This window comes from Eubacterium sp. 14-2 (assembly GCF_000403845.2).
GTDB lineage: Bacteria > Bacillota > Clostridia > Lachnospirales > Lachnospiraceae > Petralouisia.
In genome coordinates this window covers 51081-73426 of sequence record NZ_KE159567.1, presented here as the reverse complement: position 1 = coordinate 73426, position 22346 = coordinate 51081, and the positions used below count along the sequence as shown (strand labels likewise).

Below are 22346 nucleotides of genomic sequence, written 5' to 3'. Positions count from 1 at the left end.
TGTCCTCCTTTCATTGATATTGTGCCGCTTTTCGCACATCAAGGTATGCCTGAAAGGCGCTTCTTTGATATTGTGCCGCTTTCTGCACATAAGGGTATGCCTGAAAGGCGCTTCTTTGATATTGCGCTGCTTTCCGCACATTAAGTAATCCCCTTATTTTAATGGCTGCACAAACATCAGAAGGATTGCAACCAGCAAACCATACAGACCTGTTGTTTCTGCTACCGCCTGTCCCAAAAGCATGGTAGATGTAATGTCTGATTTTGCTCCCGGATTTCTTCCTACTGCGGATGCCGCATGTCCTGCTGCGATACCCTGTCCAATACCAGGTCCGATACCTGCGATAACCGCAAGACCTGCACCGATTGCTGAACAAGCTCTGATTAATTCTGCTCCTGTAATGTTATCCATAAGATTTTTCCTCCTTGAGTTTTCTTATAATTATTTTTTAAATTAAATTGAACTCTTTTTTCGCTGCGCAAGGTTCCTCTTCCACAGCTTACACATATCCGCCGTAGGCAGCCAAAAAGCGGCCTTTCTTACGTCGGTTTTCCATAACCGGGGTTCTTCCTTAACAGCGTTACTCTTCCTCCCCGATTGCATTGCTGATGTATGTCATCGTCAGCATACAGAACACATACGTCTGGATACAGCCTGAAAATACATCAAAATACGCATGTAATACGCCTGGCCAGAAATATGCAACTTTTGACAGCAAAGCATAGATCAGCGCCATAATAATGGTTCCTGACAATACGTTTGCAAATAAACGCAGAGACAGGGAAATCGGCACCGCGATTTCACTGATCAGGTTAATCGGAAACCAGATTGGCAGCCAGGGCGGCAGCGGGGAACACATATCTGTCCATATTGCCTTTGGCGTCTGATACTTAAACTGATTAAAATGAATCAGAATAAAACTCAGAAGGGCCAGCGGAAAGGTTACGCCATAGTCTGCTGTGGGCGGCCGCAGCCCAAACAGCCCGGAAAGGTTGGATACCAGAATAAAGATAAAGATGGTTCCCACATAGTTGACAAATTTTCCGCCGCTTTTACCCATAACGCCGCAAACCATGCCGTCCAGTTTTTCCACAATCAGTTCCACCACATTCTGAAAGCCTCCCGGTACATCTGCCGCATGTTTCATGGCTCGGTTAGCTGCAAGAGAAAACCCGATCAGGACTATCATAACGATTAAAATACTCACATGAGTTGTGGTAATCCAGAATGTATGTCCAAACAGCTCATAGGAAAACAGACCATGTACCATAATGTCAATGTCTGCCCCGGAAGACAGTAAAATTGAACTCTGCACTCTCTCACCTCCTTATATTGTTTCTTTATAAAATTTTCATCATGTCTCATCTGCCATGGGGCAGAATCCATAACATTCCTGCTGTCAGTTCGAAGCCATCACCTCTTTTTATTTTCATGGCTGCGGGAATTTTTCCCCCGCATGGTAACAATAAATTTATGTGTAATGGGCTGTAAATAAGCAGCTATCTTCAGCCCCATCACCCCTGCAAACATAACAATCACGTTGCCCAGTTCAAAATACCAGACAACGACAAATGCAAAAACCACTGCCAGATAGCGCAGCACCGCATACAGTGCAGCTTTCCGGTAATATCTTTTCTCTGCCATGGCGTCCACTGTATCGAGAATCACCACCGCCATATTGACTGCCATCCCCATGGCCAGAATAATGCCCGCCCAGAGTCCCGTGGTATATCGTACCTTATCCTCTGCAAACCATATGCCGGCAGCCTGAATCAGCGCTCCGTATATTATAATACCACATAACAGTTCCGGAAGTACCTGATTAATCCTTCTTAACATGAACGGTATCCTTTTCTTTCTGACTGCACTGCTCCCCGGAACCACCATGACGCCGGGAAGAAGTATCATCGGAATAAATTTTCCTGGCCATAATAAAAATATTGCGGAATCCGGCCAGCGCTCCCACTGCAAACAGCGGAATGGTAATCCAGTCCATGGAAAATTTTTTCCCGATATAAACACCTGCCAGTACACATAAAAAAATCGGCACCAGCATGTTGATTCCAAACTGCGTAATTAATGTGAGAGAACGATATACGCTTTTTTTGTATTTCACATGGGTACCTCCGCTGTCATACAGTAATTTCCATACATATGAAATTATTATATCCATTTTTCATACAAATGTCTATTCATTTCTTTCATTTTTCACAGAACCATCTTTACCTCTCGGTTTGTACGGGTATACTGGTAATACTTAACACCTGCCGCATCCAGCATCCGCCTGGAAGCAATCACAGAAGGAGTATCTTTATATTTGTCACTGTCGTACACTATGGTTCTGATGCCTGCCTGAATAATTGCCTTGGCGCACTCATTACACGGAAACAGAGAAACATAAAGTTTCGCCCCTTCCAGACTGCCGCCCCGGTAATTCAGAATAGCGTTTAATTCGCTGTGGGTCGTATAAAAATACTTGTTGTCCAGAGGCTCTCCTTCCCGGTTCCATGGAAATTCATCATCGGAACACCCCATGGGAAACCCATTGTAGCCCATGGACAGAATTTTATTGTCCGGACTGACAATACAGGCTCCCACCTGCGTTCCGGGATCTTTGGAACGCATGGCGGAAAGCATTGCAACTCCCATAAAATATTCATCCCAGGTGAGATAATCCTGTCTTTTACTGCTCATTTTACACCTCATCTATTCCTCAAAACATTCCGTTCCTGAAGTTGGCCTGCCGCAGGCTACTTCGTACCGAAAATCCGGTCCCCCGCATCTCCCAGCCCCGGTACAATATAGCTGTGCTCGTTCAGACCTTTATCCAGCGCTCCAATATACAAATCCACATCCGGATGTATCTGCTTCATGGCCTCCACTCCCTCCGGAGCCGCAATGATACACAGAAAATGTATATTCCGAACGCCTTTGTCCTTCAGCATCTGAATGGCTGCCACTGCCGAGCCTCCTGTGGCCAGCATGGGATCCACCACAAACACTTCCCGTTCCGGACAGTCTTCCGGCAGCTTGCAGTAATATTCCACAGGCTCCAGTGTATCCGGATCCCGGTACAGGCCGATATGCCCCACTTTTGCCGCCGGAATCATGGCCAGCATACCGTCCACCATGCCAAGTCCCGCCCGCAGAATAGGAACTACCGCCAGTTTCTTCCCTTTTAATTCTTTTACCGTAGCGGTGCAGATTGGGGTCTCGATTTCAATATCCGTTAATTCCAGATTCCTGGTGGCCTCATAACACATCAGCATGGCGATTTCTCCTACCATTCCCCGAAAATCTCTGGAGCCGGTAGAACTCCTGCGCAGCCAGCCGATTTTATGCTGAATCAGCGGATGTTCCATAATTGTTACTTTTCCCATATGCTTCTTCTCCTTCGTTTATAAGATTTACCAGCTTTCGGATGGTTTTGTTCAATGTTTCATAACAGATTCCATAGGACTGAAGAGTCCCTCCATAAGGATTGAGAATCTCCAGTTCATCTCCTGTCAAATCCGTCAGAACCTCCACATCCACACCGGAAATGTCCCTGTGCTCTTCCAGTATTTTCTGTTTCTGAGCGGCTTCCATGGTAATAATCAGATTTTCCGGAAGCAGATCTTCTCCGGAAAGCTGTTTCGACATCTGATTTTCCACATTGATACCGTTGCTGATCAGCACTGCCTCCACTTTCTGATTCAGAGGCTCCGGAAAAAGCACCACCATTCCCCGGCTTTCTATTTCCATCGGAAATTTCAGGATATATTCTTTCATAATCGCCTCTGCCATGGGTGCACGCGCTGTTCCGCTGTTACATACGAAAATAATCCTGTCATATCTTTTCATATCCGCCGCCTTTCCGGTTTCCCCTCTATACCTCTATAATCTGATGACCGGCCGCTTTCAGCAGACGGTTCATGATGGCCTGTCCGATTCCGGCTGTGGAAAAGCTCTCAGAATATATGATATCCACATCCAGCTCATCAAATTCCCTTAAAATTCCATACAGACGCCGGGCTATGGTATCCTCATCCGCTCTGGTTCCGATACTTTTCACCAGGCCGTACCGGTATTCCCCTCTGGTCTCATCGGTCCCTATAATCCCTGCAGCTCTGCCTTCCTCGCCGGCTTTCCGGGCCAGTTCATTGATTTTCTCCCGAACCTTTTCCCCGGCCCCGGACACCAGAATCAGCTCACCTTTCGGGGCATAATGCCTGTATTTCATTCCGGGCGCTCTGGGGCGGACCCTGGGATTCTCCGTTTTAAGGCCGGGATCTGTCCTGAGCGTTCCAATTACATTCCGTATCATTTCTTCCGTAAGATAGCCCGGTCTTAAAATCATGGGGATTTCCTCAGAAAAATCCACAATGGTAGACTCAATGCCGATGCCCACCGGGCCTCCGTCCAGAATCATGGGGATACGCCCCTTAAGGTCCTGCGCCACATGCTTTGCTGTGGTAGGGCTGGGCCTGCCGGAAAGATTTGCGCTGGGGGCCGCAATAAATCCGCCGCCCGCCTCTGTCAGTGCCAGGGCTGTGGGATGGCCGGGCATACGCACTGCCACCGTCTCCAGTCCCCCTGTGGTTTCCAGAGGAACAAGTTCCTTTTTTTCAAAAATCATGGTCAGAGGGCCCGGCCAGAATTTCTCTGCCAGCTTCCTGGCCTGTTCCGGCACCCTTTCGGCAATTTTTTCCAGAGCTTCCATACTGGAAATATGTACAATCAGCGGATTGTCCGAGGGACGTCCCTTGGCCTCATATATTCTGCGGGAAGCCTGAGGGTTCAGGGCGTCTGCTCCCAGTCCGTATACCGTTTCTGTGGGAAACGCCACCAGGCCTCCCTGTTTTATAATCCGGCCTGCTGCAAGTATCTTTTCTCTGATCTGCTCACTGTCCTGATTATCATCCGTAACATTTACAATTACTGTTTCCATACGATTACCTGTCGTTTCTGTCCTGCCTGTTTTCTTCTGAATCATATTATCCCATAATCAGGTAATCTTCGCAACCACTACATCCTGTAGGAAAAGAACCATTTCCACACTATTGTAAAAATGGTTCTCTCAGATGGCTGCCCTATATGATTTTACATCTCTGTCTGTTTCTCCCCTTCCGGACTGCTTTCTCCTTCCGGCCCGCTGGCGTTCCGGCCCAGATACTCCAGTATACCTGCTTTCACCGCTTCCGCCACTTTCTTCTGATATTCCTCTGTTGCCAGAAGCGAGGCTTCCTGGGAATTGCTCAGAAAGCCGCATTCCACAATTACCGTGGGTGTGGGCGTCTTTTTCAGAAGATAATAGCTTTCATTGGCCTTTGCCTGCCTGTGATTCTGGGGGTCCAGCCCGGCTACCATGGCCTTCTGCAGAGTTTCCGCCAGTTTTTTCCCTTCTGCTGACTGCCCGTAATAGAACACCTGTGCGCCTTTGACCGATTCTTCCGGATAACTGTTCTGATGGATACTCACGGTAAATACCGGCTTTGTTTCCGTAATAATCTCACAGCGTTTCCTCATATCTTCTACTTTTTTGTTATTGGAAGACTGCCGGTAAAGGCCGTTTTCATCTGTCCGGGTCATGACAATTTTAATTCCCTCTTTTTCCAGCTGCTTTTGCAGTTCCCTGGCAATTTTCAGGTTAATATCCTTTTCCTTTTCTTTGTTAATACCGATTTTTCCGGGATCATCGCCTCCATGCCCGGCGTCAATCACAATACAGATTTCCCCTTTCTGAGCCCGCATATTTTCCACCATATGGGCTCCCTCTCTGGCAAAAAAATAAGCTCCCACCAGCAATACCAGGGCCATCACAACTTCTATTCTTTTCTTCATATCCGATTCACCTGATTATCTTTATAAATAAGGTATGACGGAACATAAAAGACTAGTACAGCATTGTGTAAAAATACCATTTCTTATTTTACAGCTTTTCTTCCCTCCAGCTTTCGGTTGATCCGCTCTGCCTCCCGGTATTCCTTCCAGAAAGAGAGAAGCATCACTCCAATGTATACAAAAGCAATGGCTGCCACCATTCCAAGCACCTGTTTCAGGCTGTCAAAGGAAAACCAGCCAAACCGGAAACCGCTGAACAGCACCACCAGATTGACATAAACATAATAAAGCAGAATACATGCCAGCATGGATTTCCCGGACAGCTCCCGTTCTGTTTCCTCAGGCATTACCAGGCTGCCCAGAGCACAGGCGAAAGAAAGCCCCAGAATCTGCCAGAGAATATCCACTTTAAGTTCCAGTTCCCATCCATAAAATACGGTAATGTACAAAGCTGTCACAAAAAGTATTCCTGTCGTAATTTTTACATAAAGGAACAGCATTGTCTCCAGTCGCTTTGCCATAATTTTCCCTCCTCACACACCCAGCTTTTCTTTCAGCAGCGCTACATACTGTCTGGAAATAATCACTCTTTCCCCGTTTTCCAGAAGGGCCTCGTAGCGCCCGCCGAATGCCGGGGCCAGCCTCCGGATTTTATTCAGATTCAGAATGGAAGATTTGGACACCCGCAGGAACTCCCGGCCCGGCAGTTCTTCCAACAGCTCATAAAGCCGGCTTTTTACCTGATATACCTCCGAGCTGCAGTATGCAAATACTTTCTGGTCCACTGCCTCAAAATAAAACACATCCTCCGGTTCCACAAAAAACATGCCGTTGTCCTGATATACCGTAAGTTTGTTCCCGCCCTGTTTCAGCCGGTTAATCAGCTTCACCAGGTCTTCATTCAGAGAACTGCAGCGGATGATAATCTCGTCTTCCTCCTCCGGCCCCGTATCTAAAATAGTCACTTTCATAATTAGCGGTCACTGATATCCTTTCTTTTCTGCATCAGTACAGTCAATATAAATGCAATTATACCACAGCCTGCCAGAAATAACACCTGAAAAAGGGAATCCACTGTTTCTCCTCCCATTTCCACCGTAATTCCCATGTGTTCCTGATATTCTGTCAGCAATTCTGCCGGGGTACCTGCAAAAGTGGTTTCCAGCGCCTGCCCGCAGCAGACACTGCGCATCAGGGAAGCTCCGTGGAGTATGGGAATATATTTCAGCACCCCGGCCACCCCTTTTGGAAGATTGCCCATGGGCAGATAGATAGCTCCCACAAATCCCACCAGCGTGCCCACTACTGTGCCAATGCCGGACCAGGCGCTGCTGCTCTTTACAAACAATGTAAGGAAATACATGATGACCGCAAATACGCAGGTGTTCAGCACAATCAGGCCCACAATCTGAATCAGGGCGCCAAAACTCAGCCATTCTCCTCCGGTGGCTGTAATATAGCAAAGGGCAATTCCCAGTGTCAGCATACACATGAAAATTCCTGCCAGTACAGCAGAAGCCATATAGGAGAGGGCAACCACACTCCGGTTTACCGGAGCAGAATACAGACTGGCCAGCCTGTGCTCAGACAAATCTGCCACCCGGTTTCCAAGAACGGTCAGGGTAACGGTTACTGCATTTACAATCAGAATTCCTGCCAGCGTCCAGTATTGCACCAGTTCTTTCGCATGGGCCTGGTCTTTGGCCCCATCTCGAAGGCCGCCATACTCTTCCAGCAGGTTCACCACACCTTCTTCATTCATATTCCCCAGGAATACACCCATCAGCATCAACACAATCAACATGGACAGCAGAGAAAAGAATACCGCGCCCCGGTCTCTCAGAAATATCAGACAGTTCCTCCTGGTCAGACTTAAGAATTTTTTCATAATGCACCCCCTCCTGCAGTGTTTCCCGCAGCCTCGCTTTTTTCCTGCATCTCCGTAACATTCAGAAATACGTCGTCCATGGTGCCCTGCAGCACCTCAAATCCGGCGATTTTCTGCTCCAGGGATTTCACCAGGGGAATGGCGGACAGCGTATCGTTTATCCGCACCAGAATCCGTTCTTCCCGCAGGGACCAGTTCAGGTTCCGGACTTCCAGTTCTTTCTGAATCTCCTGATAATATTCTTTTTTCGGCACCAGGTACAGTTTGTCTTTTGCATATTTTTCCTTCAGGAAAAAGGGTGTTCCATATTCCACAAAATGGCCCCGGTGCATAATCCCGATATGATCTGCCTTTGCCGCTTCCTCCATATAATGAGTCGTCAGAAATACCGTCATATTCATATTTTTCCTGAGGCTGTGTATGGTTTCCCACATGGTTTTCCTGGTGGCCGGGTCAAGTCCCGTGGCAGGTTCATCCAGAAACAGGATATCCGGCGTATGCATTAAAGCTCTGGCAATCTCACATTTCCGTTTCTGTCCGCCGGACAGTTTTCCAAAGGGGCGTTTCAGCACATCCCCAAGTCCCAGAATTTCCGTTACATGGGTGAGATTTTTCTTTAATTTTCCAGTGTCTTTCTCATACAGGCTTCCGCGGATCAGCAGATTCTCCTTTACGGTCAGGAATTTATCCAGACAGTTATTCTGATATACCACGCCGATATGGCTCCTGATTTTTTCATTATCTTTTCCAAGCTCAAGCCCCTGAATCACAGCTTTCCCGGCTGTGGGCTCCTGCAGGGTGCACAGCATATTGATGGTGGTGGACTTTCCCGCGCCGTTCACGCCCAGAAATCCAAACAGTTCTCCCTGTTCCACAGAAAAACTGATATCGTCCACCGCCTTTACGTCTCCATAATATTTTTTCAGATGTTCTGCGGTTATGGCTGCTTTCATTTCTGTCTCCCTCCTTTTTCACTCACTTTACCAGATTGCAGCAGGAATGCAACAGGCAAGAGGGTAACATGCAAAAGGAGCAGGTCAACCTGCAAAAATACAGGGTGACATACAAAAAACAGGACTGCCTTATGAAAGAAGTCCTGTTTTTGCTTATTCTCTATGCCCAAAATTCATATTTGTTTCCCGGAAGTCCATAACTGTTTCCACTGGAATTGTATTTGCCGGAATAGCTCAGGCCATTGGCTCTGGCACTGTCCGCAATCTGTTCTCCAAGAAAAGCAACTTTATCAGAAAAGGTTCCGGAAGGGCCGAACAGTTTCTCCAGACTGTCCAGATCCGCTTCCTTTAATTTGTCTTTATCCAGACTTAAGGTTCCGTCTTTCTTTATGGTAATTCCTGCCGTCTTTAAGGCTTCGCTGTTTTCTCCCGCCACATCCTGAAGCATCTTACGATAATAGTAATCCATGGAAGAATCGCCGGATTTTAAATTTTTCATGGTACTGTTATAATGCTCCAGCAGTTTTTCCACCTGTTTTTGTATTTCCTCACTGCTGCCGCTTTCTTTTGCTCTGGCAAACATGGAATCCTGTCCTTCTTCCAGAAATGCCTGGACGTTCTGTGCCAGTTCCTCCGCTGCTTTTTCCAGCTTCTCGCAGTTCTTTTTCCCAACCGGATTTACGGTTTTGTCTTCCCCAAATATATCTTCCAGACTGTTACTGTTTTTGTTCAGATAATCTACCAGAGACATATTTACCGGAACCCCGGCTCTCCTTGCTGTTGCATTCAAAATCTGGTCTGTCACCCGCATCTTTATACCTCCGTTTCTGCCTCCTGCTGCAGCATTACTGTAACTTTAAATGTGTCACCGTTTATTTTGATATCCATACTTCCAAGATAGCGCTCTGCAATCTCTTTTACATTTTTCAGGCCGATTCCATGCTCCATCCGGCCGGAAGGCCCTTCTGCTTTTCTGGTGGAGGGAAGTTCGCAGCCCTCCTGCCAGTTTACTGCCCCGTCAAAGCTGTTTTCCACTTCAAGCAGTAAAAACTGCTGTTTCCGTCTCAGAGAAAGGTTTATCCGGCGCTTATGCTCCTCTTCCAGCCTTTCACTGGCTTCTATGGCGTTATCCAGCAGATTGTTCAGAAGAATCCCCAGGTCAAATACCGGGATGGTATCCTCTGGCCTGTAATAAAATTTCACCTGAAAATCAATTCCAAGGGCGGCGGCTTTTTGATATTTGTCATTGATTACCACATCTGTCACCGGATTTCCCGTGGCAAACCGATAGTCCAGATTCTCCATGGTTTCCTCCAGTTTTTCCATGTACTGCCTGGCCTCCTGATAATTCCCGCCCATTGCCAGCCCTTTGATACTGGTCATATGATTCTTCATTTCATGCCGGACCTTACGGATATTTCCGTAAAAATGTTCTGCTTCCTCCAGCCGCTGTTTCAGCAGCTTCATCTGCTGTTCTTCCACAAAATGTTTCTGCCGCTCCTGCTGCAGATTTTCATACTGCTGAAAAATACAGATGGCTGTCACTTCTCCTACCCAGAGCAGCAGTGCAATCACGGGAATCCTCCACCGCATATCTCTTTTTTCATCAAACAGAAAAAACATGCCCTGTTCCGTTTTTATCATGGACAAATCCAGTACCATCCGCATCAGCATGGCTCCTGCAATGTTGAAGGCAGACAGAAAAACCACATCCTGCCACTTCATATCTGAGAACTCTTTTATTATTTTTCCCAGGATTTTTGTCATAACCAGAAACATCAGACCGTAGGCAAACACCAGAATCATCTGGCTGAAAGCCGCATTCCGGTAAAGCAGACTCATATAATCCGGGGAGGAAGGATCCAGGGAATCAAAAACTTTCTCACTGTCGTACTGGAATATGCTGTTGGTAATAAGGAAACTAAGCCCGTGGAAATTATAAAACAGCAGCAATACAAATACCGGTTTTTCCAGACGCCTCTGACACCGCACAAAAGCACAGGTCAGAATCAGAACTGCTGACAAAGCATACCGTACCCATCCGGGCAGTCCCGGCCAAAGGCCTGCCAGAAGATTCACACAGGCCAGCATTCCCGCCATGACAACATCCAAAACATTTCTTTCCGGGTAAAAAACATGCCACATCACCAGAAAACACAGCATCTGCACTGTAATGTGCAGAATGCCGGAAAGGCTGAGCAGCCATTCATAATTCGCCTGACTCAATGAGATTCCTCCGAAATATAGTTCAGGTATGCTTTCACAAACTCCTGATATTTGTATTTTGAAATTAACAATGTATCCCCGTTTTTCATCCGCACCTCTGTCCGGCTGTATCGCTCCACATACTTCATGTTAATAAGATACCCTCTGTGCACCCGGAAAAAACTTTCCGGAAGTTCTTCTTCCAGCCGGCTGATTCTGTCATAAGATATGATTTTTTCGTTATTCAGGCAGAGAATTACCTTACGGTTGCAGCTTTCCACATAATAAATATCTTCTGCTGACACTTTTCTTGTGATATTTCCAATCCGAATCAGCAATTCTTCCGGTTCTTTGGATTTTCTGTCTGTAAGGCAGCGGTATTCCCGGACTGCCTGTGCAAACACTGCTGCAAATTCCTGTTCTTTCACAGGTTTCACCAGAAACTGAAACGCCTGCACAGAAAAGGCTTCCATGGCATATTCCGGATAACCTGTTACAAAAATCATCAGCGGCAGGCTTCCCCATGCGCCTTCGCCCTGTTCTCCGGCCCGAATCCGAAATTTCCTGGCCACTTCCATTCCATCTGCTCCTTCCATGGAAATGTCAAGGAACAGGATATCCGGAATTTCCTTCTCCAGATGTGTCAGCAGCTCCTTTCCAGATGAAAATTCCGTTATCCTGCAGCCAGACTGCTGTTTTTCTGTCAGACCGCGCAGATAACTGCGCACATACGCTTCGTCATCACAGATTGCTATGTTCAATTTCTTCCACCTCATGACTTTCCGGGAGCTCTGGATTCCGGTCATTTATGTTATCGACACTTTTTCCCCGGAATTTCTGAAAATGCAGTGACTGGACACCTCCATGTTGTGACTGGCTCCCTTTCAGTCAGAAGCAATGGGAAACATGTGTCTGCCATAGTACCCCTTTGGCACTTCATAACTTTCAGTGGTTCCGGACTTATTCTTTTTTTCGGCTTTTTGGGACTCTTTTATGAAGGGAAAATACTGGATACTTTCAGGAACGAGAGATTTGCAGATGTATCCGCAGAGGATTTTCTGCACCATAAAAACCGCCCCATCCATGATTTTCCTCATGAATGGGGCGGTTTTATGAGCTAATTCACATATTTTATAATGGTATCCCACGCAGATGGCCGCTCCAGTCCCAGTTTCCAGTAAGCTGCCCCCGCCAGATTATTCTGTTTCATGACCTTCAGCTTTTCCTCCAGAGAAGCCTCATTCTCAATCCACATTTTGTAAGTCTTTCCTCCGTTTTCATACTCTGCAATATACTGTCCGTCCTCCTCTGACCACACAGGCTGGGCTCCGTTGGTGGTATAACGGTTCTCTACGGTCTGCATACCCTCTTCTGTGCAGGTAAAGGTATAAGGCAGATAATCCTCAGAAGCAGATTCCACATCCTCTCCGGCTCCGTCTTTGGGCGTCAGCTCCCAGATTCTGCTATAGAAGGGCATACCCAGAATGGTCTGTTCCGGCGGCACCTCTTTCAGGGTATTCTCCACGCCATCCCGTACAAAACCGATGGAGGCCACAGAGCCAATATCTTCAGAGCCGCTGTAATGCTCATCATACCCCATAATAATCACATAATCTGCAAACACTGCCTGTTCTGCCCGGTTATAAAAAGCAGTATAATCCGTGGGCACATAATTATCCACAGAAAGCACCAGGTTATTATTCTCACATTTCAGAGACAGTTCCCGGATAAACTGAATATAGGCATCCCCCACTTCACCGCTTAAAGCCTCAAAATCCAGATTAATACCGTCCAGGTCATATTCGATGGCTGCTGCAATAATCTGGCTGGTAAGATAATCCCTGACAGAACTGTGAGTCAGCACATAGGTGCTGTCAGCGTCAGGATTTTCCAGATTACTGATTAACCCCCAGACTTCCACATTATTCTGATGGCAGTAATTGACGTAATCCCGGCTGGCCAGAGAATAAATATTACCGTCATTGTCATTCAGGTAAAACCAGGTGGGAGAAATTACATTCACGCCTTTGGTGGACTGCAGGATATTGGAAATCCTTCCGTTTGCCTCCTGGCTGGTCACCTGATGCCATCCGAGGCTTACCGGACCCTCTTTCAGTAAATGGGAAAATACCGGCTCATCAAACTCCCTTGCCAGCGTTTCCGTACCTGTCTCACCCAGTCTTTTATTTTTCAGCCACCCTATCATACCGTCCTGCGTGCAGACCCTGCTCCAGTCTTCTCCCGTATCCAGAATGGTTACTGTACTGTCTTTTTCCAAATCCGCCACAATGGGACTTTTAATACCGCCTTTTACACGGATTTCCGTTTTTTTCCGAATGGGCGCAGTCTGAATCTCACCCCAGGCTGCAGTAATTTTCACCCGATTGGGATTCTGATACATGGCAAAATCAATATTTGTATATTGCTGCACAAAATCCAGTGCCAGGTACATATGCTCTCCGTCCACCCGGACAATTACATAATCCGTGCTTTCATTTTTCTTTGTGACCGCATATTCCATAGCGCCTGCATTTACGGAAATAATATCCGTACTGGTCACATACCGCAGGATATTTTCATTGGAATCCCAGTAAAACCGCTGGTTCAGGTACTGCTGTACCAGTTTATAGTCCATATATACATGACCGTCCCAGTATTTTGCCTGTTCCTCCAGAAGCTGGTTATCCAGAACCACAGCCAGGTCTTCTTCACCCTGAACATTATAGTATTCATTCAAATCCGCACGTTCTTTACTGGGACTGTATTTCTTAATCACCACACTGAGCAGCGCCAGCAGAACCACCACTGTAATAAAAATAACTGCTGCCAGCACCGGCGTCATTCTGCTGCGGCGCCTCCGCCGGTTCCTCCTGGAAGCTCTCCGCGGCCTCTGCCTGTCGGATCCCCGCCCTCTCCTGCTTTCTGTATTTTCTGATTTCCCTTCGTTTCTCCCCGCCATTTCTTCCGGCGTCCTGTCTGTTTCTGACATTTCATCCTCCTATGTAGAAAACCCCTCATGTAAAAACACAAGGGGTCATTCTCAAATTTTACTCAGTATCTGCAATGCGTCCTCTTTCAAAATCAGCTCATAATGTTCTTCACAGTACGCTCTGATTGCAGATGAATATTTTTCCTGATGTGCATATTCCGCCAAAATATTACATACCTTGTTGAATTCCTCCGGTGTATGCTGACTTTTACTGATAATCAGGTAATACTTCCGGTTCAGTTTATTTTTATACAGCACGTTGCAGCCGTTATAAAATCCTTTCAGCACCCGTGCCAGCCGATTTACTTCATCCAGCTCATCAAACACAAACAGTTTGGTGATATCCACCACAAGGGGTTCCTTTGTTTCCTGCTTCTGCCGGATGGCTTTTTCAAGAGGAATAAAGTCGTTGTCGCAGTTGGCTGTCTCCGCTCCCTTGCTCTGCTCCTGCAGTTTACGGACCAGATCCAGAATGTCATCTGCTCCCGCTGTCTCAAACACCCTGTCGCTTTCCTCTCCTGTGTATTCCTCTTTCGTATCGTCTTCCGGCTCTCCCGGTGCAAACTGGGAAAACCGGGTATCCAGTTCTTCCGGATACTCCACTTTTGTAATAATCAGTATAATTGTATCTGCTGACAGAGGAATCGCTTCAATCATTAACGGGATATCCTCTGCTTCAAATCCACATTCATAAGCTGCCTGCTGCATCATATCCCGGAAAAGCATTTTGGCCTTCTCGGTCCCATATGCAAGCTCGCTTAACTTGAGCTGCCGATCCGCCAGATCTTCTCTGGTAAGCGTACAGCGAATCTGGTTCTCATTTACCTTCTCAATTTTCATGTAATCCCTTCCTTCTTCTAAATGGCCACATCGGGAATCTCTATATAAATACAACAAAGAACAAAATAAATTATGCAAAAATCCTGTTATTTTACTGCTTTTTATGGTACTCAAAGTATATTACATATTCTTGTATTTCGTCAAGTCGTACTCCCCCCGTTTTTCTAAAAAAAGTATTAATTTTCTAAACATTTTTCAAAAACTATTGCATTTGCTAATATTTGTATGCTATAAATGTTTCAGAGATGTCAGTTCGGTTCCGACAGAAAGGAGCCCGCAATATTTTTCCATCCTGCAGCTGCTTTTCCTTTCTTATTATAACACTTTTATTTTGAAAAGTAACCTGCTGCGGGGTCGGGAACTTATGGCAGAATCTTTCCAGATGATGGTTCTGCCCGTCTGCAAGGTCTTAATGACACATTTCAGTAAACGTATCTCTTCATGTATTTCCCCGTTTCTGTATCATCTTATTCCCGTACCAATGCCCTGTGAATGTTCAGGTTCAGCCAATATACCTTACGGAGCATGAGCAGTTCAATAAATATAGTATGTGGAAATCCGATAAAATTAACCCGGAAACAGGCAGCCATCTGACTGCTGATATTCAGATACATTTCATAAAACGTCGGTATTCCGGACTTTGTTCCGCCCTGTGGGGCGCCATGGAACTTCTTACTTTACATCTCGGCAGAAAGACCTTTTCAGACAAGTCAGATTCTCTGGAAAATCCTCTGTGATCTGCGGTAAACGCAGGGCGAAAGGTTTCCTTATCGCCATTACAAAAAATTGCTGTGCTGGCAGTTGTGGAATATTCCATTCCATACTTTGGGAAAAGAAAAAAGAACCAGGATTTCCAGGGATTCTGTTTATTCCGGAATATTCCGGAGCGTATCTGTGTGGGACAGCCCGTACCGCTGTTCCATCTGAAAACTTTGTTATATCACGAAATAACTTCATCGTCATGAAGAAACAAAAGGGGGGAATCGTTCAGGTATTTTAAATTTTGCATAAGAAGAGAATTCTTATTCACGAATCATATATGAACCGGACTGTTTCAAGGTATACGGGAACTGTCCGCTGGTTTTGAACAAAAGAAAAGGCGGGGTAATCACATAATTGAACAAATGTGATTACTCCGTTCCTTTGTATCATTCCGTCACTGTGAACTGCCGCAGCGGGAATCTAATCCTGCCGCCGCAGCCTGGCCGGAATAATGATTATTTTGCCAGAAAATCATTAATTTTATTTACCAGTGCATCCGGTTCTATTCCATGTACCATTGCTGCTTCTGCAATGGTCTCCATCTGAGATGAAGGGCATCCAAGGCAATGCATACCGATTTCCAGTAAAATCGGCGCGATATTTTCATCAATCTGAAGCAGTTCTCCAATCATGGTTTCTTTTGTCACCTGAGCCATTTTTCTTACCTCCTTATGTTTCACATACATCTTACAGTACATGCATTTCTATATTATAATACCATTCTTCCTATTATGCAATGTTTTATTCAAAGGGTTTTTCAATGAATCTGAAAAGAGGTTTTCGTGTGCCCTTCAGCGTGACAGGGTCTTTCCTATAGAAGAATAAAAGAGGCATCCCAAACGGAATGCCCCTCATGTTTTATTCTTTTAAATTAAAGATTCATACAGTTTCGTAATATCTTCCACACTGGTTTCTTTTGGATTTCCAGGTCTGCATGCGTCATCATAAGCTGACTGTGCCAGGAACGGAATATCTTCTTTCTTTACGATTTCCTTCAAATCCTGAGGAATTCCAACATCCTGAGAAAGTTTCTTTACTGCGTCTACTGCGGCTTTGCGGTATTCCTCCTGACTCATGGAGTCTACGCCTTCCACACCCATTGCTCTGGCAATTTCACGGTATTTTTCTCCCGTTGATTCTGCATTGTATTCCATAACAGTGGGAAGAATAATTGCGTTGGCCACACCATGAGGCGTATCGTACAGTGCACCCAAAGGATGTGCCATGGAATGTACGATTCCAAGTCCCACATTGGAAAATCCCATTCCGGCCACATACTGTCCAAGGGCCATTCCTTCTCTTCCTTCCGGTGTATTTTCCACTGCACCGCGAAGATGTTTTGCAATAATTTCAATGGCTTTAATGTGGAACATATCGGATAATTCCCATGCGCCTGCTGTAATATAACCTTCAATAGCGTGGGTCAGGGCATCCATACCGGTAGCTGCTGTCAGTCCTTTTGGCATGGTGGTCATCATATCGGAATCCACAAAAGCCACAACCGGAATATCTTTGGGGTCTACACACACCATTTTGCGATTCTTTGCGGCATCGGTAATCACATAATTAATAGTAACCTCTGCTGCAGTTCCTGCTGTGGTAGGTACTGCAAAAATCGGAACAGATTTATTCTTTGTGGGAGCAACTCCCTCCAGACTTACCACATCTGCAAAATCCGGATTATTGATAATGATACCGATGGCTTTTGCAGTATCCATGGAAGAACCGCCGCCGATGGCAATCAGGTAATCCGCCCCTGATTTCTTACATGCTTCCACACCTGTCTGTACATTCTCGATGGTGGGATTTGCCTTGATGTTGGAATATAATTCATATACCAGCCCGGCTTTGTCCAATACATCCAATACTTTTTTTGTTACCCCAAATTTTACAAGATCCGGATCTGAGCACACAAATGCTTTCTGGAATCCCCTTCCTTTTGCCTCTGTTGCAATTTCCTGAATTGCACCTGCTCCATGATACGATGTCTCGTTTAATACAAATCTGTTTGCCATTTTCCTTCTCCTTTCTGGTCATACAGCTCCGTAATTGAAACTGTATTTCTATTATCTCTGAAATCTTCTGAAATTTCAATAGCTCTTTTCCATTTTTCGCACATTTAAAATCTGTACATCAGGTTGCAGGAACCCGGCGCATCTTCATCCACATAGCCTGTATCATGAAAACCTGCTTTTTCGTATACATGGAAGGCTGCTTTTGCCTCTTTTTTCACACATACTTCCACACAGGAATATTTTCCTTCTTCTCCCAGAACTTTTAAAATTTTCTCCAGAGCTTCCGTTCCATATCCTTTTCCCTGAAATTTTTCATCTATCATAAACTGCTGTAAATCGTAACAGGCCGGTTCTTCATCCAGATCCCGGACCATGGCAAGTCCCACCAGTTCATTTCCGTCAGATATGGCAAATACCCTTGCTCTGTCCTCTCGATACACATATCCTCTTGCCAGAATCCCTATAGATTGGGCCACAAAAAATTTCTGTTCTTCTGCCACTTTTAACTGTGCCGCCTGGAGCCAGTTATTTTCATCAATTTCTTTTAATTCTGTCATTTCTCCTCCATTTTCTCAGTTTTTTCTGATTACAATTGTTTCTGTGTAAGAATTTTGTCCATATACAAAAGTGCCATCCTCATACACGGTATATGGGCATACTCTGATATAGTAACGTTCTCCCTTTTTCAGATTTTTAAGGGTTTTCACTCTGGTTGACGAACAGACTGTCTTAACCCCCTCCCTCAACCGCTCATCCGTTGCATACTGAATCCGGTAACCGATGGCATATTCCGCTTTTTCACAGATTACTGTAAGTTCTCCTTCCGTTGGGCTTTCCAGAGAACGGATCACACCTCTGTTCAATTTTATCTCTTTTTCCGCCTGAATGCAAAAAGAAAATTTATATTTCTGCCAGCTCCATTTTCCATGATTCCTGATTTCCAGATAATAAGTACCCGGAACAAGAATCCTTGACAGGCTTGCGGAAGACCAGCCTGTGAAATAATCTGTCTTATATTCCAAATCGGCTTTTTTCATCATCTCACTGCCTGTCTTATTATAAACGGCTCCTTCACAGCCCTTCCCGCTGCGCTCCAGATACAGGGTAACCCGGGATCTTTCCGGTATCACAAAGCGAAAATACCGTACCCCTTCGTCAAAAGTCAGTTTTCCCTGGAAAACAGTTCCCAGTTCATATTCTTCCGCTTCCTCCATTCTGGCCGCATTTACCGTAGAGGCTCTAAATAAAAAAACAAAACTAAAGCATAATAATAACATCATCAGGTTTTCTGCTGTCCGTTTCCGCATTTCTGTACTCCACGCCTTTCGTTTATGCCATTATCATTTTATAAATGTTTTTCTTTTACATATTTTTCTTTTTATCATTTTCTATCATATAATAACATTTTAAAATATATGTTTCAAGGAATTATAACATTTTTACATAGAATATTGTCGTTTTTTTGTCCTTTATAATATGTATACAGGCAGGAGGGGAGATAGAAATGGATGAATTTGTCAGAAATCGGATTACGCAGCTTCGTATCAGAAAAGGTGTTTCAGAATATCAGATGAGTTATGATTTAGGGCACAGCCGGGGATACATCAACAATATTTCCTCCGGTAAGTCCCTTCCTTCTTTAAATGAATTTTTCTCCATATGTGACTATTTCCAGATAACGCCTGCTGAATTTTTTGACCGGCAGCAGCAAAATCCGGAGCTTGTCAATAAAGCTCTGTCCAAATTTAAGCTGCTGAATGACAGTGATATGATTCTGGTGCTAAGTTTGCTCAACCGGCTTTGTGAAGAACAGGGATAGCAGGAGGCAAAAAGATGCTATCTGATTTCAGCCTAAACAAACAACAAAGCGGACAGGTTCGCTTCAACTCCCTGGATCCCTCATTCATGAGGGACCTGGACAGTTTGCTGCGCCGAGCGCGGTCGCTTTAGCGACATCTTCTATAGTGTGACAAGGTATTTCCTGTAAGATAAAAAAGCACCCCGGCAATCGGAGTGCTTTCTTTCTGAAAACGCCTGTTTTAAAGGCTTTCAGTAATGAGACATCGGGGATTCGAACCCCGGACAACTTGATTAAAAGTCAAAGTATCTTTTCCTTATTTAAAGTGGTTTTATCATCTTTTGCGTACATTCTGCGGACATTTCACTTTTTTTTAAATCCTTATATTTTTTCAAAAACTTTTAATTCATGTCTTGACAATACTACGTTAGCGTAGTATAATAAAATCATCAAAGGAACGGAGGAAAAGAAAATGAAAAAGGCAGAGATAAAAAAGATTATGAAAAGAGCATGGGAAATTAAAAGAGAAGATTCCAGAAACATCTTCTCACTCTGCCTTAAAATGGCCTGGGCAGAGTTTAAAAGCCCGGCAAAGAAGAAAGGAAGGCGTAAAATGAATGTGCAAAACATAAAGAAGGGGTTCTACACGGACGGAAACCGGATTTTCTCCTGCTACTGGGGAAAAACAGTTATCTGGACACCTGTAAGAGAAGAATCTGATTGCTTCTTAAAAAGTGGGAACGAAATGGCGAGGTTTCATGAAGACCTTGACGTTTCAAAAGTAAAGCCGGGAATGGAGTTTTGCCAGGGACAGATAAAAGTCCTTGACAAGAACACCATTGAGATTTTAAAAATCTCTCCGGTAAACCCGGTTTATAATAAAAAGGGCTGCTGTGTGAGCCACGAAGGCTACACAGAACAAAGAGTAACTGTAACAGCTTAAAAAATAAAGCTGACTTATCGGCATAACGGGGAGAATGGAGATATTAAGACAGAAAGAGAAATAAATAAATACAGAAAATTCATGGAGAATATAGAAAATGAGTACAATTGCGATTCCTGCCCCCACAATGAGGGAGACTTCCCGAATGCTGACCTGCCTTGCGGACAGCAGAATTGCTGGGTAACCTGTCACTGCAGAGGAATGGAGGAGTGATAGAAAATGAAGATAATTAAAATCGGGGCAGAAGATCTCCGGATAACTGTAGAAGTTTTAAATTTCTACGCAACTCATAACCACTTCGGATTCTCAGAATCCGAAGTGGAGGCTATTAAAGAAGTTGCTTCCGTAATGGCTTCTGAATATGAGCATGGGTTAGACCAGGAGGCTCATTCAGAAGTGACGATTGAGGCAGAGGAGGGTCGGGAGATCCCGCTTGCAGAGTGGGCAAGAAGGAACGGTATAACACCGGATTCTGCAAGACAGAAAGCCCTGAGAGGTGGCTTTGAAACAGCCAGAAAATCTGGAAGAGACTGGCTGATAAGTGAAAATGAGAAATACAGAGATAACAGGAGGAGAAAATAAGATGGACAGAAATAGAATTTTAGAAGAAATTTTGTTCAAGAAAACAGGGCGCACTTTCTCCGGGAGTTCCATCTGGGAAGAAATTGAGCGTGCCGCTGGAGAAGCTGAGGAAGGAAGCCGATGGATTGCCGGGCAGGATAATACTCTTGAAAAATGGGAGTATTACATTGAAATCAGCAGAACATATGACCCGGATTTTGACCAGTGGGAGACTTCCATTTCACTGGAAGAAATAAAAATAACAGATAAAAAAACCGGACGCGTAACATATGTACAGGTATTCGGTGCAGAATTATAAAAAATGGAGGAAAATATGAGCAGAGAATATTTTAAAAATTTAAACAAAAACGCTGAAAGCCTGAATCCGGAAAGCCTTGAGTTTGTGATTCCGGAAGGGTTTCATAAAAAATTAAACAGTATTGAGCTGGACATGCTGCTTAATGACCAGCTTCTGGACTCCGGTTTGCAGCTTGGGGACTATATCATGGGAAGCCGGAAAATAGTCCCGGCAAACAAAGGGGCTCAGCATATAGAGAAGGATTTTCAGCTTTCCAAAAGGCTCCGGGAGTACCTTGAAAAATTTAATAATATGTGAATTTAAGCCCCGGATAAAACCGGGGCTCTTTCTTAAATCATCCCAAGCAGGGACTTCCACATTTTTTTTCTTGCGGTAATCTCGCCATCCGTTTTCTGATACTTCAGTACTATTTTTTGATATTCACTGACTGCCGATTCCATCCCCTTTCCAAAACAGGGCGGCTCCCCTCTGTCCGCTTCCACTTCCCCGGTATAATATCCCAGAGCTTTCAGTCTCCGCTCCAGAGGAGTCACCACCGCATGGTATTTATGACTGCTTCTGGAAACTGTCACGGTATTTCCAAGTGTTTCATCCCCGGCAATACCATCCTGCCCGGAACCGGTAGCCTTCTGCACATCCAGAACGAACTGCCGCTGAGTATAACCTGCAACAGAGCCCTGAGCGGATGTATTTCCTCCTGTGGACCCGCCTGCTGTATCCTTTCCGGAATAAATGATTTTTCCGTTTTCGTCATAGACATTCTGGCCCGGTTTACAGTCCGCAATGGCAAAATCCTTATTATGATAAGCCCCTGTCTGTTTCTGGCAGATACCGCCTTTCCAGCCGGAACCCACCCGGTACCAGATTTCTTTCTCATTTTCCACAGGTTTTTCCGGCTTTTTGTCTTCCGGCTGCACCGCTTCCTCTCCGGCTCCGTCCTGTCCGGAAATCTGCTTTTTGAAATCTTCCCACAACTCCGTCCTGTCCATCATCTTCCGGGGGCAGTATTTCCCTTTGGCGTCATAATGACGAATGACCCGGTCTGCAGGAATCCCGGTTTCCTCCATCAGATATTTCACCAGTGCAATGGCATTTGCACGGGCTGTTTCATAATCCCCGTCGCTGTTTACACAGATTTCGATGTTAATGGTATTTCGGTTATTTGCGTCACGGACAGCATGATTACCGCCATATTCGATTCCGATGGAATACGTCCCGTCCGTATGTTCCGCTGCCTGATAAATACCGTC

Annotated in this window: 29 protein-coding genes; 6 read left to right on the top strand and 23 right to left on the bottom strand. The window is 45.2% G+C overall.

Translation table 11 applies throughout. The annotated features are described in order from the left end of the window. Window positions 1–153: 153 nt before the first annotated feature. From atpE to C805_RS07580, 18 genes are all read right to left on the bottom strand, one after another. Window positions 154–411, bottom strand: a complete 258-nt coding sequence (atpE, locus tag C805_RS07670) for an ATP synthase F0 subunit C (protein WP_016213229.1) — start codon at window positions 409–411, stop codon at window positions 154–156. Window positions 412–580: 169 nt separating this feature from the next. After that, on the bottom strand, window positions 581–1315 hold the full coding sequence (gene atpB / locus C805_RS07665) for a F0F1 ATP synthase subunit A (RefSeq protein ID WP_016213228.1): 735 nt from the start codon (window positions 1313–1315) through the stop codon (window positions 581–583). A gap of 98 nt (window positions 1316–1413) precedes the next feature. Beyond that, window positions 1414–1839 (bottom strand): hypothetical protein, encoded by a 426-nt coding sequence (locus tag C805_RS07660; RefSeq protein ID WP_016213227.1) that lies wholly within the window; start codon window positions 1837–1839, stop codon window positions 1414–1416. Continuing rightward, a complete protein-coding gene (locus C805_RS07655) occupies window positions 1823–2116 on the bottom strand; it encodes an AtpZ/AtpI family protein (RefSeq protein ID WP_016213226.1) in 294 nt (97 codons plus the stop codon). Before C805_RS07655 ends, C805_RS07660 begins: the two co-directional genes overlap by 17 nt. A gap of 92 nt (window positions 2117–2208) precedes the next feature. Next, the gene (locus C805_RS07650) at window positions 2209–2694 is read right to left on the bottom strand and encodes a deoxycytidylate deaminase (protein ID WP_016213225.1); all 486 of its coding nucleotides are present in this window, start codon (window positions 2692–2694) and stop codon (window positions 2209–2211) included. Between the two features lie 56 nt (window positions 2695–2750). Beyond that, window positions 2751–3380, bottom strand: a complete 630-nt coding sequence (gene upp / locus C805_RS07645; RefSeq protein ID WP_016213224.1) for a uracil phosphoribosyltransferase — start codon at window positions 3378–3380, stop codon at window positions 2751–2753. Next, window positions 3337–3843, bottom strand: a complete 507-nt coding sequence (locus C805_RS07640) for an arsenate reductase/protein-tyrosine-phosphatase family protein (RefSeq protein WP_016213223.1) — start codon at window positions 3841–3843, stop codon at window positions 3337–3339. Before C805_RS07640 ends, upp begins: the two co-directional genes overlap by 44 nt. Window positions 3844–3868: 25 nt before the next feature. Then, entirely contained in the window at window positions 3869–4930 is a 1062-nt protein-coding gene (locus C805_RS07635; RefSeq protein ID WP_016213222.1) for an L-threonylcarbamoyladenylate synthase, read from the bottom strand. A gap of 152 nt (window positions 4931–5082) precedes the next feature. Continuing rightward, window positions 5083–5823, bottom strand: coding sequence for an N-acetylmuramoyl-L-alanine amidase (locus C805_RS07630; protein WP_016213221.1), 741 nt, complete (start codon window positions 5821–5823; stop codon window positions 5083–5085). Window positions 5824–5906: 83 nt separating this feature from the next. Beyond that, a complete protein-coding gene (locus C805_RS07625) occupies window positions 5907–6344 on the bottom strand; it encodes a DUF3021 family protein (RefSeq protein ID WP_016213220.1) in 438 nt (145 codons plus the stop codon). 12 nt (window positions 6345–6356) lie between these two features. Beyond that, window positions 6357–6794: a LytTR family DNA-binding domain-containing protein gene (locus C805_RS07620; RefSeq protein ID WP_016213219.1), complete on the bottom strand. Its 438-nt coding sequence runs from the start codon at window positions 6792–6794 to the stop codon at window positions 6357–6359. Between the two features lie 2 nt (window positions 6795–6796). After that, window positions 6797–7711: an ABC transporter permease gene (locus C805_RS07615; protein ID WP_016213218.1), complete on the bottom strand. Its 915-nt coding sequence runs from the start codon at window positions 7709–7711 to the stop codon at window positions 6797–6799. Further along, on the bottom strand, window positions 7708–8664 hold the full coding sequence (locus C805_RS07610; protein ID WP_016213217.1) for an ABC transporter ATP-binding protein: 957 nt from the start codon (window positions 8662–8664) through the stop codon (window positions 7708–7710). The genes C805_RS07615 and C805_RS07610 overlap by 4 nt, the downstream gene beginning before the upstream one ends. 160 nt (window positions 8665–8824) lie before the next feature. After that, window positions 8825–9475: a flagellar filament capping protein FliD gene (fliD, locus tag C805_RS07605; protein ID WP_016213216.1), complete on the bottom strand. Its 651-nt coding sequence runs from the start codon at window positions 9473–9475 to the stop codon at window positions 8825–8827. 2 nt (window positions 9476–9477) lie between these two features. Beyond that, window positions 9478–10890, bottom strand: a complete 1413-nt coding sequence (locus C805_RS07600) for a sensor histidine kinase (protein WP_016213215.1) — start codon at window positions 10888–10890, stop codon at window positions 9478–9480. Further along, a complete protein-coding gene (locus C805_RS07595) occupies window positions 10887–11630 on the bottom strand; it encodes a LytR/AlgR family response regulator transcription factor (RefSeq protein ID WP_051135818.1) in 744 nt (247 codons plus the stop codon). Before C805_RS07595 ends, C805_RS07600 begins: the two co-directional genes overlap by 4 nt. 356 nt (window positions 11631–11986) lie before the next feature. Continuing rightward, window positions 11987–13858, bottom strand: coding sequence for a glycosyl hydrolase family 18 protein (locus tag C805_RS07585; protein ID WP_016213212.1), 1872 nt, complete (start codon window positions 13856–13858; stop codon window positions 11987–11989). A gap of 51 nt (window positions 13859–13909) precedes the next feature. Continuing rightward, window positions 13910–14698, bottom strand: a complete 789-nt coding sequence (locus C805_RS07580) for an adaptor protein MecA (RefSeq protein WP_016213211.1) — start codon at window positions 14696–14698, stop codon at window positions 13910–13912. Window positions 14699–15246: 548 nt separating this feature from the next. Between C805_RS07580 and C805_RS0103970 the strand changes: the two genes are divergently transcribed. Next, window positions 15247–15435, top strand: a complete 189-nt coding sequence (locus C805_RS0103970; protein WP_022750834.1) for a hypothetical protein — start codon at window positions 15247–15249, stop codon at window positions 15433–15435. Between the two features lie 480 nt (window positions 15436–15915). Here C805_RS0103970 and C805_RS07575 read toward each other — a convergent pair whose 3' ends face one another. The 4 genes from C805_RS07575 to C805_RS07560 form a co-directional block, all read right to left on the bottom strand. Beyond that, window positions 15916–16116, bottom strand: a complete 201-nt coding sequence (locus tag C805_RS07575; RefSeq protein WP_016213210.1) for a DUF1858 domain-containing protein — start codon at window positions 16114–16116, stop codon at window positions 15916–15918. A gap of 210 nt (window positions 16117–16326) precedes the next feature. Next, window positions 16327–17475: a lactaldehyde reductase gene (gene fucO, locus C805_RS07570; RefSeq protein WP_016213209.1), complete on the bottom strand. Its 1149-nt coding sequence runs from the start codon at window positions 17473–17475 to the stop codon at window positions 16327–16329. Window positions 17476–17579: 104 nt separating this feature from the next. After that, a complete protein-coding gene (locus C805_RS07565; RefSeq protein ID WP_016213208.1) occupies window positions 17580–18032 on the bottom strand; it encodes a GNAT family N-acetyltransferase in 453 nt (150 codons plus the stop codon). A 15-nt stretch (window positions 18033–18047) separates the two neighbouring features. Further along, the gene (locus C805_RS07560) at window positions 18048–18755 is read right to left on the bottom strand and encodes a fibronectin type III domain-containing protein (RefSeq protein WP_155957599.1); all 708 of its coding nucleotides are present in this window, start codon (window positions 18753–18755) and stop codon (window positions 18048–18050) included. A gap of 224 nt (window positions 18756–18979) precedes the next feature. Here C805_RS07560 and C805_RS07555 point away from each other — a divergent pair, with 224 nt between their 5' ends. The 5 genes from C805_RS07555 to C805_RS07535 all read left to right on the top strand — a co-directional run bounded on the left by C805_RS07555 (window position 18980) and on the right by C805_RS07535 (window position 21393). Further along, window positions 18980–19294, top strand: coding sequence for a helix-turn-helix transcriptional regulator (locus C805_RS07555; RefSeq protein WP_016213206.1), 315 nt, complete (start codon window positions 18980–18982; stop codon window positions 19292–19294). A 451-nt stretch (window positions 19295–19745) separates the two neighbouring features. Continuing rightward, the gene (locus tag C805_RS07550; RefSeq protein WP_016213205.1) at window positions 19746–20216 is read left to right on the top strand and encodes a hypothetical protein; all 471 of its coding nucleotides are present in this window, start codon (window positions 19746–19748) and stop codon (window positions 20214–20216) included. Between the two features lie 219 nt (window positions 20217–20435). Beyond that, entirely contained in the window at window positions 20436–20798 is a 363-nt protein-coding gene (locus C805_RS07545; protein ID WP_016213204.1) for a hypothetical protein, read from the top strand. A gap of 1 nt (window position 20799) precedes the next feature. Continuing rightward, window positions 20800–21096 carry a hypothetical protein gene (locus tag C805_RS07540; RefSeq protein WP_016213203.1) on the top strand — a complete coding sequence of 99 codons (297 nt, stop codon included), beginning with the start codon at window positions 20800–20802 and terminating at the stop codon, window positions 21094–21096. A gap of 15 nt (window positions 21097–21111) precedes the next feature. Beyond that, window positions 21112–21393: a hypothetical protein gene (locus C805_RS07535; RefSeq protein ID WP_016213202.1), complete on the top strand. Its 282-nt coding sequence runs from the start codon at window positions 21112–21114 to the stop codon at window positions 21391–21393. A gap of 32 nt (window positions 21394–21425) precedes the next feature. Here the strand turns inward: C805_RS07535 and C805_RS0103945 are convergent. Further along, a partial coding sequence (locus tag C805_RS0103945; RefSeq protein ID WP_016213201.1) for an N-acetylmuramoyl-L-alanine amidase occupies window positions 21426–22346 on the bottom strand: 921 nt, incomplete at its 5' end.

Excerpts from the sequence above, each read along its gene's own strand:
- C805_RS07635 (WP_016213222.1), bottom strand. The coding sequence starts at position 4,930 with ATGGAAACAGTAATTGTAAATGTTACGGATGATAATCAGGACAGTGAG.
- fucO (WP_016213209.1), bottom strand. The coding sequence starts at position 17,475 with ATGGCAAACAGATTTGTATTAAACGAGACATCGTATCATGGAGCAGGT.
- C805_RS07630 (WP_016213221.1), bottom strand. The coding sequence starts at position 5,823 with ATGAAGAAAAGAATAGAAGTTGTGATGGCCCTGGTATTGCTGGTGGGA.
- C805_RS07660 (WP_016213227.1), bottom strand. The coding sequence starts at position 1,839 with ATGTTAAGAAGGATTAATCAGGTACTTCCGGAACTGTTATGTGGTATT.
- C805_RS07610 (WP_016213217.1), bottom strand. The coding sequence starts at position 8,664 with ATGAAAGCAGCCATAACCGCAGAACATCTGAAAAAATATTATGGAGAC.
- C805_RS07555 (WP_016213206.1), top strand. The coding sequence starts at position 18,980 with ATGGATGAATTTGTCAGAAATCGGATTACGCAGCTTCGTATCAGAAAA.
- C805_RS07540 (WP_016213203.1), top strand. The coding sequence starts at position 20,800 with ATGGACAGAAATAGAATTTTAGAAGAAATTTTGTTCAAGAAAACAGGG.
- C805_RS07650 (WP_016213225.1), bottom strand. The coding sequence starts at position 2,694 with ATGAGCAGTAAAAGACAGGATTATCTCACCTGGGATGAATATTTTATG.
- atpE (WP_016213229.1), bottom strand. The coding sequence starts at position 411 with ATGGATAACATTACAGGAGCAGAATTAATCAGAGCTTGTTCAGCAATC.
- fliD (WP_016213216.1), bottom strand. The coding sequence starts at position 9,475 with ATGCGGGTGACAGACCAGATTTTGAATGCAACAGCAAGGAGAGCCGGG.
- C805_RS07625 (WP_016213220.1), bottom strand. The coding sequence starts at position 6,344 with ATGGCAAAGCGACTGGAGACAATGCTGTTCCTTTATGTAAAAATTACG.
- C805_RS0103970 (WP_022750834.1), top strand. The coding sequence starts at position 15,247 with ATGTGGAAATCCGATAAAATTAACCCGGAAACAGGCAGCCATCTGACT.
- C805_RS07580 (WP_016213211.1), bottom strand. The coding sequence starts at position 14,698 with ATGAAAATTGAGAAGGTAAATGAGAACCAGATTCGCTGTACGCTTACC.
- C805_RS07640 (WP_016213223.1), bottom strand. The coding sequence starts at position 3,843 with ATGAAAAGATATGACAGGATTATTTTCGTATGTAACAGCGGAACAGCG.
- C805_RS07545 (WP_016213204.1), top strand. The coding sequence starts at position 20,436 with ATGAAGATAATTAAAATCGGGGCAGAAGATCTCCGGATAACTGTAGAA.
- C805_RS07560 (WP_155957599.1), bottom strand. The coding sequence starts at position 18,755 with ATGATGTTATTATTATGCTTTAGTTTTGTTTTTTTATTTAGAGCCTCT.
- C805_RS07535 (WP_016213202.1), top strand. The coding sequence starts at position 21,112 with ATGAGCAGAGAATATTTTAAAAATTTAAACAAAAACGCTGAAAGCCTG.
- C805_RS07550 (WP_016213205.1), top strand. The coding sequence starts at position 19,746 with ATGAAAAAGGCAGAGATAAAAAAGATTATGAAAAGAGCATGGGAAATT.
- C805_RS07615 (WP_016213218.1), bottom strand. The coding sequence starts at position 7,711 with ATGAAAAAATTCTTAAGTCTGACCAGGAGGAACTGTCTGATATTTCTG.
- C805_RS07565 (WP_016213208.1), bottom strand. The coding sequence starts at position 18,032 with ATGACAGAATTAAAAGAAATTGATGAAAATAACTGGCTCCAGGCGGCA.
- upp (WP_016213224.1), bottom strand. The coding sequence starts at position 3,380 with ATGGGAAAAGTAACAATTATGGAACATCCGCTGATTCAGCATAAAATC.
- C805_RS07575 (WP_016213210.1), bottom strand. The coding sequence starts at position 16,116 with ATGGCTCAGGTGACAAAAGAAACCATGATTGGAGAACTGCTTCAGATT.
- C805_RS07620 (WP_016213219.1), bottom strand. The coding sequence starts at position 6,794 with ATGAAAGTGACTATTTTAGATACGGGGCCGGAGGAGGAAGACGAGATT.
- C805_RS07585 (WP_016213212.1), bottom strand. The coding sequence starts at position 13,858 with ATGTCAGAAACAGACAGGACGCCGGAAGAAATGGCGGGGAGAAACGAA.